This is a genomic window from Paenibacillus sp. TC-CSREp1 (genome assembly GCF_050171015.1).
GTDB lineage: Bacteria > Bacillota > Bacilli > Paenibacillales > Paenibacillaceae > Paenibacillus > Paenibacillus silvae.
In genome coordinates, this window is record NZ_JBNOKM010000037.1 from 1 (window position 1) to 12,634 (window position 12,634).

Annotated in this window: 10 protein-coding genes; 4 read left to right on the forward strand and 6 right to left on the reverse strand. The window is 48.1% G+C overall.

The window, feature by feature from the left end:
- Positions 1 to 685 precede the first annotated feature (685 nt).
- From ACQSGY_RS29820 to ACQSGY_RS29835, 4 genes are all read right to left on the reverse strand, one after another.
- Entirely contained in the window at positions 686 to 1,000 is a 315-nt protein-coding gene (locus ACQSGY_RS29820) for a hypothetical protein (RefSeq protein ID WP_186323159.1), read from the reverse strand.
- A 623-nt stretch (positions 1,001 to 1,623) separates the two neighbouring features.
- Complete coding sequence (locus tag ACQSGY_RS29825; RefSeq protein WP_188593566.1) at positions 1,624 to 1,734, reverse strand: dihydroorotate dehydrogenase; 111 nt, start codon at positions 1,732 to 1,734, stop codon at positions 1,624 to 1,626.
- Positions 1,735 to 1,777: 43 nt separating this feature from the next.
- Positions 1,778 to 1,894, reverse strand: a complete 117-nt coding sequence (locus tag ACQSGY_RS29830) for a YjcZ family sporulation protein (RefSeq protein WP_216520044.1) — start codon at positions 1,892 to 1,894, stop codon at positions 1,778 to 1,780.
- Positions 1,895 to 2,280: 386 nt separating this feature from the next.
- On the reverse strand, positions 2,281 to 2,607 hold the full coding sequence (locus tag ACQSGY_RS29835; RefSeq protein ID WP_111269219.1) for an MTH1187 family thiamine-binding protein: 327 nt from the start codon (positions 2,605 to 2,607) through the stop codon (positions 2,281 to 2,283).
- 759 nt (positions 2,608 to 3,366) lie between these two features.
- Here ACQSGY_RS29835 and ACQSGY_RS29840 point away from each other — a divergent pair.
- The 4 genes from ACQSGY_RS29840 (at position 3,367) to ACQSGY_RS29855 (ending at position 9,598) form a co-directional block, all read left to right on the forward strand.
- Positions 3,367 to 5,700 (forward strand): ribonucleoside-diphosphate reductase subunit alpha, encoded by a 2,334-nt coding sequence (locus ACQSGY_RS29840; protein ID WP_111269220.1) that lies wholly within the window; start codon positions 3,367 to 3,369, stop codon positions 5,698 to 5,700.
- 231 nt (positions 5,701 to 5,931) lie between these two features.
- Positions 5,932 to 6,963, forward strand: a complete 1,032-nt coding sequence (locus ACQSGY_RS29845; RefSeq protein ID WP_111269221.1) for a ribonucleotide-diphosphate reductase subunit beta — start codon at positions 5,932 to 5,934, stop codon at positions 6,961 to 6,963.
- A 230-nt stretch (positions 6,964 to 7,193) separates the two neighbouring features.
- Positions 7,194 to 8,543: an Imm51 family immunity protein gene (locus ACQSGY_RS29850; RefSeq protein ID WP_427182233.1), complete on the forward strand. Its 1,350-nt coding sequence runs from the start codon at positions 7,194 to 7,196 to the stop codon at positions 8,541 to 8,543.
- Positions 8,544 to 8,563: 20 nt separating this feature from the next.
- Positions 8,564 to 9,598 carry a phosphotransferase family protein gene (locus tag ACQSGY_RS29855; RefSeq protein WP_427182235.1) on the forward strand — a complete coding sequence of 345 codons (1,035 nt, stop codon included), beginning with the start codon at positions 8,564 to 8,566 and terminating at the stop codon, positions 9,596 to 9,598.
- 321 nt (positions 9,599 to 9,919) lie between these two features.
- Here ACQSGY_RS29855 and ACQSGY_RS29860 read toward each other — a convergent pair whose 3' ends face one another.
- Entirely contained in the window at positions 9,920 to 11,731 is a 1,812-nt protein-coding gene (locus tag ACQSGY_RS29860; protein ID WP_427182237.1) for a S9 family peptidase, read from the reverse strand.
- A 126-nt stretch (positions 11,732 to 11,857) separates the two neighbouring features.
- Positions 11,858 to 12,625 carry a 4'-phosphopantetheinyl transferase family protein gene (locus tag ACQSGY_RS29865; protein ID WP_427182239.1) on the reverse strand — a complete coding sequence of 256 codons (768 nt, stop codon included), beginning with the start codon at positions 12,623 to 12,625 and terminating at the stop codon, positions 11,858 to 11,860.
- Between the last annotated feature and the right edge of the window lie 9 nt (positions 12,626 to 12,634).

Here is a 12,634-nt window from a genome sequence, read left to right on the forward strand (position 1 = left end):
TACGGGGTTACGGGGTTACGGGGTTACGGGGTTACGGGGTTACGGGGTTACGGGGTTACGGGGTTACGGGGTTACGGACTACAGGCTCCGAGCTGTGGCTTGTTTGAGTGAGGGGCAGCAGCGTTCCTGAGTTCCTGAATTGTTGGGTTGCTTCGTTGTTCGGTTACTGGATTCTCAATCGCTGGGTTATCTGCTTGCTTATTTGTTCAACCATCTCGTTGGTTACTTACTTACTTACTTACTTACTTACTTGGCTACTCGGTTCTCTGGTTCTCTGGTTCTCTGGTTCTCTGGTTCTCTGGTTCTCTGGTTCTCTGAGAAATTATGTCATAGTTGAGTAACTTAGATACTCTAGCCGTCCAACTCTTTTGGCAGGCATATCAAGTATACTTTCAATTATCCCGGCTTTCTTTGCAGACAGCTGTCGTTGTATTTGCTGCTGGGCTGACCTTATAATGCCTGTTTAACAAGCTAAAATAAAGGATGAGCGCAGGGTGGAAAACAAATAGAAAAAAAGATAACCCCGGCTTTACTGCCGGAATTATCCTCTATACGGCTTCCTCTTTTACATTCTATACAAACGATGCTGTGAGACACATAATCTCTCGATCCGATGATCGCTGCGGGCTTTCCGATCGCCCGATGGTGCAGTCCACGTCTGGACTGCGGCCTCTCAACAGAGGACTTAGATAAACATCGTTTTGGAAATAATGACGAGCAGAATGAACAACACCAGAATAGTTCCCATAGAGCTCCAGCTTCCTCCGCCGTATCCATAGGCAGGTGCACATCCATGGTTATATCCATGCATCATTGGCGCCTGATTCGGCTGGTAGCCATAACCATATCCATAACCATACCCCATCGGCATTGTGCCGCATCCGTAACTGTACATTTCATGACCTGTGTATTGTTGATACCCATACATCTGCTCATGTCCTCCTTTGTGTCCGTATACATGCCCCTGTCCGTTCGGTGAGTTAGGTTTAACTTCGCTCATCGTTCATTCCTCCTTAACATTTGCCTACACCCCTAAGCTATGTATTTGCCCTATGCACGGACCGGGCTATGGCCCTCATCAGGCCAAAATAGGCGTTTAGCCACTATCCCGATCCGGTCCATTTCTTTCTCTTCTTTCCTCTCATCCCCTTTCCTTATCCTTTCTCAATCGTGTATTCCTTACTACTTCTCTCAATCTTGTATCACCCGCTACGTTATCCAGAAACGCTCGCTACAGCTGCTTTATCCTACAACCCTCTATCACTGAACTACTCCATCCAGCTCTCTTCACCAACCACTACTTTGCTCTACAATCTGTATCTGCGCTATTTCGTCCTTCAATGTTTTTCCTCACTATTTCGCCATATAACCTTTATTCTCGCTATTTGGTCCTTCAATGCTTATCCTTGCTACTCTCCCTTCAATCTTCATCACTCCCTACCCTCAATCTTCATAACTCTCTACCTTGTCCTGCAATATTCACCATCTGCCCTCCTGCTTTTTCTGCCACATCTCCATCTACTCTAACTCCACCCTATGCCTTCCAGACGTCACCACATCCAATCCAGCTTGTCCACACAAACCAGAACAAACCCTGCCGGTCACCCGGCAGAGCCCAAACGATTACACCCAGAAGGATTTAGTGATGATAACCAGCAGAATGAACAGCACCAGAATCGCTCCAGTGGAAGTCCAGCCACCGTATCCGTAGCCTGTGCCTCTTACTTCGCTCATGTTTATCCCCCCTTTGCGTAATCATTAGAGTCGAAATGGTTTATTAAACCAGGAATGCTTTAGAAATGATAACCAGCAGGATAAAGAGAACCAGAATTGCACCAGTCGAAGTCCATGCACCGCCAACACCATAACCTACTCCACCTACAACTCCACTCATGTAAACCCCTCCTTCAATTTGAGGTACAATTCACTATATGCATGAGACACACAGCGGACCGGGCTCATTATAAAAATAGGCATACGCTGCGCTCCTTGAGCAGGGACTGCGCCAGAATAACCGAAACGCATCCTCAGCTTCAGTTATTCTGGTTGATGCCAGAACCCCAAAAGACCGCACCTCCCTTTACCCGGGATATGCGGCCTTTCTACAACACAACTTATACGCTTCTTCTATATACAACCTTCGACATAACAATTCGTATGATTAACACTTTCTAACCTTAACATTCCATACATTCTGCATGATGTCTATTCGTAAGCTGAAGCCAGCTCTACAAACAGAACACAGCTACCCTCTATTTTCTTCGTGCGGCGTAATGTCCCTTAATTTGGCCTGTTATGCAGCGAAGTCAGCTTGTCCTGTACGGATTGCAGCTTCTGTACGCTGGAGGCATCTGGCTTGTCACGCCGATCATCAATTTTGACAGATGTGGAGACACGCTGGGCTCCTGACAGAAACGGAGCTTCATGCAGAGCCGCGATGGCGGTGAACACTTCGTTCAGCGGACCTTCAATAATGGTGCTCATCGAGGTCAACTGGTATGTAATGCCGCGCTGCCTCTCCAATATTTTTTGCATATCCGCTACATAGCTGCTCAGACTGGTGGTTCCTGTTCCAATCGGAATAACCGTTACTTCTGCAATTGCCACTTCGCTCTGCCTCCTCTGGGCCCCGATTCACCGTTGCCGCTCAAGTTTTAGTCGAGTTTTGACTCATTTTATTTTACCAGTTAAAAGCACGCGAATTCAAACTGACGTGATGACGTCATTCATTTTTTATAAATTTTTTTTCGCATAAACTTCAAATCTTCCAATCCTTTTCCTTTGCGGATTCGCAGCTTAAATGGTATACTCGGAATTACGTTTTACTGCTTCACCCCTGTTTACAAACACTATATGTTGGGTTACAGTATACTAACAGCAACAAAATGTAGTAATGCCGCTTTACCCCGCTTCTATGGGTCAACCTCTGGAATTTCGCGAAAAACAGGATGAAATCACCTCAAAAGGCAAGCCCCTGTAGGTGTAAATCGCTTTCTCGAAACAGAACTGACATGGAGGTTAACGGGGCTGTTTGGACTGCACCCGGTATCCTTTTTTAGCAGACACGACTTGATCAGACAAAAGCTTACATACTGCACCTTGTTCTGTCGGACACCTGAACGGCGATGACAAGCAAGAAGCCGCAACATGAACGGGCATTTTCAGCCGGAAGGCAGGGAGAATGCTTTTTGTATGGGCACGCTCTGTGTATACACCTTTGTTAATGTGATTCCAGGATGAGTCTGTCACCGCATAAATAGCCGCATTGCAGACCTTATTTTGACTTCATTTGAGAGTACACCACCCTATTCTTATTTCAAGAATGGTTCAATTTATTTTTTTATCATGTGAAAGCGAGGAATATTCATGCCACAAGTTGTGACCAAGCCGAACAATCGCCAGCTTGCTTTTGACGAGATGCGTATCTCGGTGTATGCCGATCGTATCCTGGAAGGACTGGACATGCTCGACAAGGAACGTCTGGTACGCGGAGTAACCAGCAAGCTTCGTCGTGACGAAGTTACCGGAGACGAGATCAGCAATGCTTTTATGATGAGCGCTCTGGAGCTGGTAACAAAAGAAGAGCCGAACTGGAAATTTGCAGCAGCGAGATCCCTGCTTACTTCCCTTTACAAAAAAGCGGCAACAAACCGCAGATACAAATCCTACCCGGACGAGCCTTATGGTGCATTCCACCCGCTGATTGTTGACCTTGTCAAAAAAGGCATCTATCGCGAAGAACTGCTGGAATGTTACACCAAGGAACAGATTGACGAGCTTGCGGAGTGCATCGACTATCGCAACGATCTGCTCTTCGATTACATCGGCCTGCTCACCCTGGCAGAACGTTACCTCGCCAATGATTTTGACGGAAAAGTGATGGAACTGCCGCAGGAGCGCTACATGATCATTGCGATGTACCTGATGCATCAGGAGCCTGCGGAGAAACGTATGGACCTGGTCAAAGAAGCGTACTGGGCAATGAGCAACATGTACATGACGGCAGCTACACCTACAATGTCCAATGCAGGTAAGAAGGTAGCCGGACAGCTCTCCAGCTGTTTCATCGACACGGTAGACGACTCTCTGGAAGGCATCTTTGATTCCAATACAGACGTAGCCCGTTTGAGTAAAATGGGCGGTGGGATCGGCGTTTATCTTGGTAAGGTCAGAGCGCGTGGTTCAGACATCCGTGGTCACAAAAACACAAGCTCGGGCGTTATCCCATGGATTCGCCAGTTGAACAATACAGCAGTAAGCGTAGACCAGCTCGGAACGCGTAAAGGCGCAATCGCGGTATACCTGGATGTTTTCCACAAAGACATTCTGGCATTTCTCGACCTGAAGCTGAATAACGGTGACGAGCGGATGCGCGCACATGACGTTTTCCACGGTGTCTGCTTGCCTGACCTGTTTATGGAGCGTGTCGCAAGCCGTGGTGAATGGAGCCTGTTCTGTCCTCACGAAACGAAAAAAGTTATGGGCTGGAAAGACGAGAATGGCCGCGCACTGGGTCTGGAGGATTTCTACGATGAGTCCTTCGGTGCAGGAACATTCCGCGAAAAATATGAGGAAGCCGTGAATCACCCACTGCTGTCCCGCATTACGGTACAAGCGATTGACATCATGAAACGTGTGATGAAATCACAGCTGGAAACAGGTACGCCGTACATGTTCTACCGTGATACTGTCAACCGTGCGAACCCTAACCGCGCACATGGCATGGTGTACTCGTCCAACCTGTGTACAGAAATTATGCAGAACCAATCCGCTACTGTCGTGGAAAAAGAAGAGCTGGTGACCAAGGATGGACAAACTCGCATCGTGATCTCCAAAGTGCCTGGCGACTTCGTGGTCTGCAACCTGAACTCGATCCACCTGGCTCGCGCCGTACCTCATAACGTGCTGGAGCGCCTGATTCCGATTCAGGTTCGGATGCTGGACAACGTCATCGACATTAACAACATCGAGGTGCTTCAAGCTCAGTACACGAACAGCCAGTACCGCGCGGTTGGTCTGGGAACCTTCGGACTGCATCACCTGCTTGCGCTGGAAGGCATTCGCTGGGAGTCTGAGGAAGCTGTCACCTATAACGATAATCTGTACGAAAAAATCAACTACCTGCTCGTACAAGCCAGCATGGAGCTGTCCAAGGAAAAAGGACATTATCCGAAGTTCAAAGGCTCCGACTGGGAGAGCGGTCATTACTTTGACCAACGCGAGTACACAACAGGTGAGCGCGTAGGTAAATATGTAACTACAGAGCAGTGGAAAGAGCTGCAGGCTGAAGTGAAGCAGAACGGCGTGCGTAACGCCTGGATGTTTGCTATCGCACCGAACGGTTCTACATCCATCATCGCCGGTTCAACAGCAAGCATCGACCCGCTCTACGAGCTGTTGTCTTATGAAGAAAAAACAACATACAAAATTGCCAACCCGGCACCGGATCTATCCGAAAAAACGATCTGGTACTACAAGACGGCATTTATGGTCGATCAGCATGCTTCCATCAATATGGCGGCTGCCCGTCAGCGTCACGTTGACCAGGGCCAAAGCTTCAACCTTTATGTTCGTCCGGATATCAAAGCGACCGAGTTCCTGGAGCTGCATCTGCACGCCTGGAGAGCCGGCATGAAATCCACGTATTACGTTCGAAGCCGTGCGTTAACGATCGAGGAATGTGATTCCTGCGCAAGCTGATCCGCATAAGGATTGTAACATCGTGATAGGAATGGGTAGCCCCATCCTGCCACGCTGACCATGATGACCACCGGGGCATCCTGTTTTGAATGCAAAATAGTGTTGCCCTGGTTCTTTTTTGCCCAAAACCTGACCATAGCATCGCAAGATGTTCAACATATGCCAAGACAGTACAGGCTTGTTCTGTCATCGTCTTTTATAGTGTAAATTCATTCAAGGAGTGAACGGATTATGCAAGTACAGAAAATTTTCAATACCGAAGCCCCTAACCAATCGACCCGTATTATTGAAGGTGAATGCTCGGGTATCCTGAACTGGAACGACATTCGTATGCCTCATATGTATAAATTGTACAAAGTACTGCTGCTCAACCACTGGATCGCTGACGAGATCCCAATGTCCAAGGATGCTTCCCAATTTGCTCAGCTGGATGACGAGGAGAAACGTACGTTCAAAATCAACATCTCCCTGCTTGCTGTACTGGATTCCATGCAGACGATGTTTGTTGGTGACGTGAAACGTTATTTTACGGATTCTTCGCTTGAAGCGATCTCCGCGATTATCGGACAACAGGAAGTTGTGCATAACCAATCCTACTCCTACGTGCTGTCTTCCATCGTATCCGAGCAGGAGCAAAAAGAGATTTTTGAATACTGGAAGCATGATCCGGTGCTGCTGGACCGCAACCGTTTCATCGCAGACATCTACCAAAGCTTCCGGGATAACCCGTCTCCACAAACGTTCTTCCAAGCTATGGTGGCTGACCTGATTCTGGAGGGTATCTTCTTCTATAGTACGTTTGCGTTCTTCTACAACCTGGCTCGTGACCAGAAAATGATGGCAACCAGCCAGATGATCTCGTACATCCAGCGGGATGAGAACCAGCACTGCTACTTCTTCGCTGAAGTGTTCAAGCAGCTGCTTGTAGACTTCCCTGAGCTCAACACACCGGAGAACATGGATTACGTGTACAAAACGATTGACCGTGCCGTTGAGCTTGAAACGAACTGGGCACACTACACACTCAGCAACGTTCGCGGCATTGACCTCAATGAGCTGGAAGATTACATTAAATACACAGCGAACAAACGCCTGCGTCTGATGGGTATGGAAAAAGCGTATGAAGGCGTTGACGTGAACTGCATGCCTTGGATCAAACCATTCTCAGACGAAGCGCTGAACGCGACGAAAACCGACTTCTTCGAAGCCAAATCCCGTAACTACGGTAAAGTGGGCGACGATAACGGATTTGACGATCTGTAAGGGTATTCGAGCGGGGAGGTCCTGATCGGGAAAACGGTGTACTGCTGGCATTCCATAAAGGATCTCTGTGAGTACCCTGTCGATCTTGAAAACGACTGTCTATTATTTAAACACTCTCTCACACTGGAAAGCTTAACAGCTGCCAGCATGGAGAGTGTTTTTTTGTCTCTAAACCTTGTAAAATAGTTGGAAGAGCTTCATATTCTTTCAATATGAAATGAGGTCTAATCATGGAAAAAGAATTGTTGGAACAGATCAACACCTGGCATGCAGAAGAAAACTATGCTCTCATTGTTAAACGTCTTGAAGAGCTGCCTGAATCCGAGAAGGACTATGAAACAATCGGTCAACTGGCGAGAGCGTATAACAATCTGGGAGAGTATAGAAAGGCAATCAAGCTGTTATTTGATATCAAGGATCATGGTCAATCAGACCCTTTATGGCAGTACCGTTTGGGCTATGCTTATTATCATATTGCTGAATACAAGCTTGCACAGACAGCTTTTGAAGAAGCTGATCGCCTTGAGCCCAAAGATGAGTCCACCCTGGAATTCCTGAACTGGATTCGCCCCAGAGCAGCTAAAATGGATCGCGATCGCCTTCGCTGGCAGGCAGAACAGGCTGAGTGGGAGCAAAGCGGAACACTAAACCAACTCCAGACTGCTTCAGGTACATACGATCCGGCTGTCTTCTGGCAGCAGAGCGATTATGCACGTGACAATCACGTGTCTGCACCTTTTGACGAAGCAATGGTTCAATCGATTGAAGAGGAACTCGGTTACAAGCTTCCAGCTTCCTATATTCAGTTGATGACCACACAGAATGGCGGTGTACCCGCACGCACAACGTTCCCGACTCAAGAGGGTACAAGTTGGGCTGAGAATCATATCGCCATTTCAAGCATCATGGGTATTGGACGGGATAAGATGTATTCCCTTGGTGGAGAGTTCGGTAGTCGCTTTATGATTGAAGATTGGGGATACCCTGACCTCGGAGTTGTCATCTGTGACTGCCCTTCTGCGGGTCATGACGTGGTTATGCTCGACTATCGCTTCTGCGGCCCTCAGGGCGAGCCTTGTGTCGTTCATGTGGATCAGGAGAGTGATTATGAGATTACTTATCTGGCTCCCAATTTCGAAGTGTTTATCCGTGGTCTGCTGGATGAAGAGGATTTTGAGCTGCTGGACGAAGAAGAAGCAATTACCGCTGTATTCACAGAAAACCAGAGCACGACAGCGTTCTCCAAAGAAGCCATTGCCCCGTTTAAGTTCATTGATTCAGGCAGCGGTTCCTATTCTGTCATTTTAAATGCAGGCTCCTATTTACAGGATGTCTTTGACACACGCGCAGATGAAGGATTCGAAGGCGGCGGGTATGACTGGGCCTCCCTTGCGGCTGTGTTTCTTGAAGAAAAGATGCCGCATCTGACTTCAGTTATTCGTTTCGATCCCGAAGCCGACATGTTCTGTGCTTATACAAATGATAAAGAAGCACTTATTACCTTTATTCTTGGATTCAAGCAGGCGTGTGAGCATCACGATCTTATTATCGACCTGTTTTCCAGAGCAGAGCTTGATTAAGAAGAGATAAGGAGCCTTCTATGACTACTCGTATATACTTTGCTGCCAATGGTCTCGGTCATATCACCGAACATGATCTGCAACAGGCTCTTGATCATTTCACTCTCGGAACATTAGTTCACTATCAACGGACAGCCCAAGGTGTCATGGGCCAAACGCTGTTCGTGGAAACGACGCAAGGTGAGTTCATTCTGAAAGGAAATCCATTATACAATGGACAGTTCCTGGAGGAGCAGTTTTTTGTAGAACAACTGGCTGTGCGCACGTCCATCCCTGTACCCTTGCCTTATCATATCCAGAAAGATGCACAACCGCTCGGTTGGAGCTACGCGATCATGCCGAAGCTGCCCGGGTGTCACTTGTATGAACCGGGTTTTCAAGCGACTCTGACTTCTCAAGACCATGAAGACATTGCCGATTTGCTGGCTGAAACGTTAACCGATCTGCACCATTGGAAAGCTCCGGATGCCGGGGAATACGACCCTGTTGCAGACAAAATCATGCCTTTTGCCGGCTCGTATCTGGACTGGCTGTATGGCAGCATTCGCCACTGGCTGCATGATGCAGAGAAATACTCTGTTATCACCGATGCTGACATACGCTGGGTAGATGAGCAATTGAAGCGATCCGAATCCGCTTTTTTGGCTTCGGCAGTTCATGAATTTGTGATGGGGGATTTCAAGGTCGAGAACTTTCTTATCCAGAAAGGGGATCAGCCTGCATCACGGTGGAAGCTCAGTGGATTATTTGATTTTACAACCGCTTATTTCGGAGACGGCACAGCCGATCTGACCAAAATGACCGCAAGATATTTGCGGGAGGGACAGCCCGATCTGGCAGCCCGATTTCTACGCCGCTACCGGCAGCTGATCTGTGCAGATGATCCAGAGAAGTGTGCATATTTCCGTTCACGACTTCGCATCCACTTGCTGTATCAGCGTATTCTGTGGTGGGGCGAGGCCAAAGCTACCGGACAGGTGACCTGGGAGGACGATCTGCCTTTTGCAACGTGGGCTGAGCAGTACATCGAGAGGGTACTCTCTTTGCTGGATTAAGCACTATGGAAAAAACGGCCTGATTGCTAAATGAAGCTATCACAACAATGAATCTGGCAGTATAATGTGAAAACATGAAGGGGCTGTCCCAAACGTTGAACGAAAAAGCCTTCAAAACCACTGCTAAAGTGGGTTTGAAGGCTTCTCTATTGCTTGAAATCCTGTCTAAAGTGGGGGCTGAAAAATCATAAAATGACTTTTGGGACAGCCCCTAATACATCGTATACGTGATAGCTCATTCTGCGTCGTTACACATCATGCACTGTACATTTCATACCCCTTCCAGCCCCAAACATGTTAAAAATCCAGACTGAATTTGGCTTATACCTGTGCAACAGGGGCCTCCTGATGTTTCTGCAGAAACTCCACCATTTTGCGATAAACCAGTATTTCATTCGTTTTTCTGGAGAAGCCGTGGCCTTCATCATGCAAAACGATATATTCTACGTCTACGCCTTTTTCCTCCAGCGCAGCTACGATCTGGTCCGATTCTGCCTTGACTACCCTTGGATCGTTAGCCCCTTGAATAACCAGCATCGGCTTCACCATCTGATCCAGATACGTAATTGGTGAATCCTTCGTCAGACGTTCACGGTCACGCACGGGATCACCCAGCCATTTGTCCATCATCGGCTTCCAGTCCTCCGGTACAGATTCCAGAAAGGTGAACAGGTTGCTCGGCCCAAAAATATCCACCGCAGCCCGGAACATCTCAGCATGACGACCCGCGAGCAGCAGAGTCATATATCCCCCATAACTGCCGCCTACTACAAACAGCCGCTCTGGTGAGCTGATGCCTTGATCAAACAGCCACTGGATACCTGCAACACAGTCCAGTCTCGGCCCTTCGCCCCAATCCCGTTCAACCAGCTTGACGAATTCAGCACCATATCCGGTGCTGCCCCGGAAGTTAGGGGCAAAGATATGATATCCCTGCGCCAGCAGCAGCTGAAACATCGGCCGAAAGAACTTGCCCTCCGATGCCTGCGGCCCGCCATGCGGCCAGAATACGGTATATCCATTCGCTTGATCCGGCTTGGCTTTGAACAACAGTGCTTCAATCTCCAGCCCGTCATAAGAGTTGTAACGCACTACATCAGGATATACGAGATCATCCGGCTTCAGACCTGTTACCCGATTGGCGGTTAACGCTTCCCATGACTCACGGCCTGCGGTAAGACGGTAGATATTATGCGGCTGCACGGCACCGCGTCCAAGAATGTACACGTTACCGGCTTTGGTTACGTTCATCTGTTCGATCGTATCGAGAGGCATGTCTATAGGGCGAGGTTCATGAGCCCCCTTTTCCAGCACATACATGCGATGCTCCGGCCCTGTCAGTGTCCAGATATACAGCGTTTCGGATGCCTCATGCCAGCGGATATCATCTACATCCTCGCCTTCAATGTGGCATAACGCACGGAACTCCCCTGTATCCATAACATACTCCGCCACGTAAGAATACGCCGCATTGTCATTGGTGATTAGTAGCAGGCGGTCATTTCCCGCAAACAGCACATACGGAATTTGGCTCTGACGCTCGGTTACTGGCACGATGGAGATTTGCTTTCCGTTTCGATGCAGATGGGCAGTCTGGTACGTATTGGAGTACATTTTCATAATCACATAGGCTTCTTCATTTGGACTTACGGCAACTATACTGCTGGTGACTTCCTGGCCCTGATACAGCAGCTCATCCTCCCCTGTCACCAGGTTGCGACGGCGTGCATTCATATAATTCGGATTGCCAGCACTGGTGTTATAATACAAACGTTTCCCATCCTCGGATAAATGAGCATAATAACAGCGGTCACTCGGCTCTGCCGGTACGATCGGCAGCGGTACACCACCTTCTGGCGGCAAGGCATAGAGATGATAATTCTCGTTACCATCCCGGTCAAAGGCAGTGAGCAGGTGACGACCCTCAGGATCGGCTTTGATAAATTGGCTGCTCTGGTTCAGGTAGGTCAATGGAAACGGATAACCACCCGGCAGGTCCATGGCCCAGATATTCGGTTGACCGTTCAGATTGCTGTCCATATACAGCCGCTTCTCATCTGCTGATACGGCAAAGTGTGATATACGATACGTCTGAAAATACTGCTCCACATCGGGCTTCGGAAACTGGATCATAACAAACCTCCTTGGAATGGACCAATGATTCTAACATTGGTAAATTAAGGTTCTATTTGTCCAGTTTATCGTTTATTCCATCATTTTAACAATATGTATGTAAGGTATATTATGTTTTTCATTCTCTTAAACTTCCTGTACTGTACCATTCATCCAGCGTACAGAGAGTCTGGTCTTGCCTGATGCACATAACGATATAACGTAATTGCTGCCTATGCTCAGCGACTGCAGCACATAATTCTGGCCGTTCCGTTCTAATACATGCTGATCATTCCGCACAGCCAGTGCTGTATCCAGTTCTCTCCACTGACCGCATAAAGATTGACCAGCCGCCTTGATCCAGGCCTCTTTTCCAGTGAGAAATTTCCACAGCAGCAGGGATGAACCATAGGGTGATGATTCATCCTCTGAACGGGGCTCTTCCATGAAATATTCTCGTTCTGCTTCCGTCAGAAATCGCCGTACGATGGCTTCTTGCCGCAGCAGCGGACGAACCTGCTCCATATCGATGCCAATGGGATTGCTATTCCATGTAACGGCTAATATACAGCGTCCTCTGGTATGTGAAAGGCTGAACTGTGGACCGGAAAGAACATAGGGTTTTCCGGCTGTACCGTATTGCAGGGCAATATCTCTTGCATCGGATTGCATGTACGCAGCCAGCACTTTTCTAAGGAAAATTCTCGATTGCATCCAGCAGTAAGCCCCGAGGGGCGAGTTTGTCTTCATTCGTTCCATGCGTGTATGCTCATCCAGACTCAGGACCTTGGAACAAACGAAATCCGTTTCATGAAGCTGAGCTTTACTTATGGGCAATTCCTGAATCCAAATATGGACTTCGTCAGGCTGCTGCACCGCTGGTATCATGGATTCCATTCCCACAGTAAGCTCCATCCTGTATTC

Excerpts from the sequence above, each read along its gene's own strand:
- ACQSGY_RS29840 (WP_111269220.1), top strand. The coding sequence starts at position 3,367 with ATGCCACAAGTTGTGACCAAGCCGAACAATCGCCAGCTTGCTTTTGAC.
- ACQSGY_RS29845 (WP_111269221.1), top strand. The coding sequence starts at position 5,932 with ATGCAAGTACAGAAAATTTTCAATACCGAAGCCCCTAACCAATCGACC.
- ACQSGY_RS29865 (WP_427182239.1), bottom strand. The coding sequence starts at position 12,625 with ATGGAGCTTACTGTGGGAATGGAATCCATGATACCAGCGGTGCAGCAG.
- ACQSGY_RS29855 (WP_427182235.1), top strand. The coding sequence starts at position 8,564 with ATGACTACTCGTATATACTTTGCTGCCAATGGTCTCGGTCATATCACC.
- ACQSGY_RS29820 (WP_186323159.1), bottom strand. The coding sequence starts at position 1,000 with ATGAGCGAAGTTAAACCTAACTCACCGAACGGACAGGGGCATGTATAC.
- ACQSGY_RS29860 (WP_427182237.1), bottom strand. The coding sequence starts at position 11,731 with ATGATCCAGTTTCCGAAGCCCGATGTGGAGCAGTATTTTCAGACGTAT.
- ACQSGY_RS29825 (WP_188593566.1), bottom strand. The coding sequence starts at position 1,734 with ATGAGCGAAGTAAGAGGCACAGGCTACGGATACGGTGGCTGGACTTCC.
- ACQSGY_RS29830 (WP_216520044.1), bottom strand. The coding sequence starts at position 1,894 with ATGAGTGGAGTTGTAGGTGGAGTAGGTTATGGTGTTGGCGGTGCATGG.
- ACQSGY_RS29850 (WP_427182233.1), top strand. The coding sequence starts at position 7,194 with ATGGAAAAAGAATTGTTGGAACAGATCAACACCTGGCATGCAGAAGAA.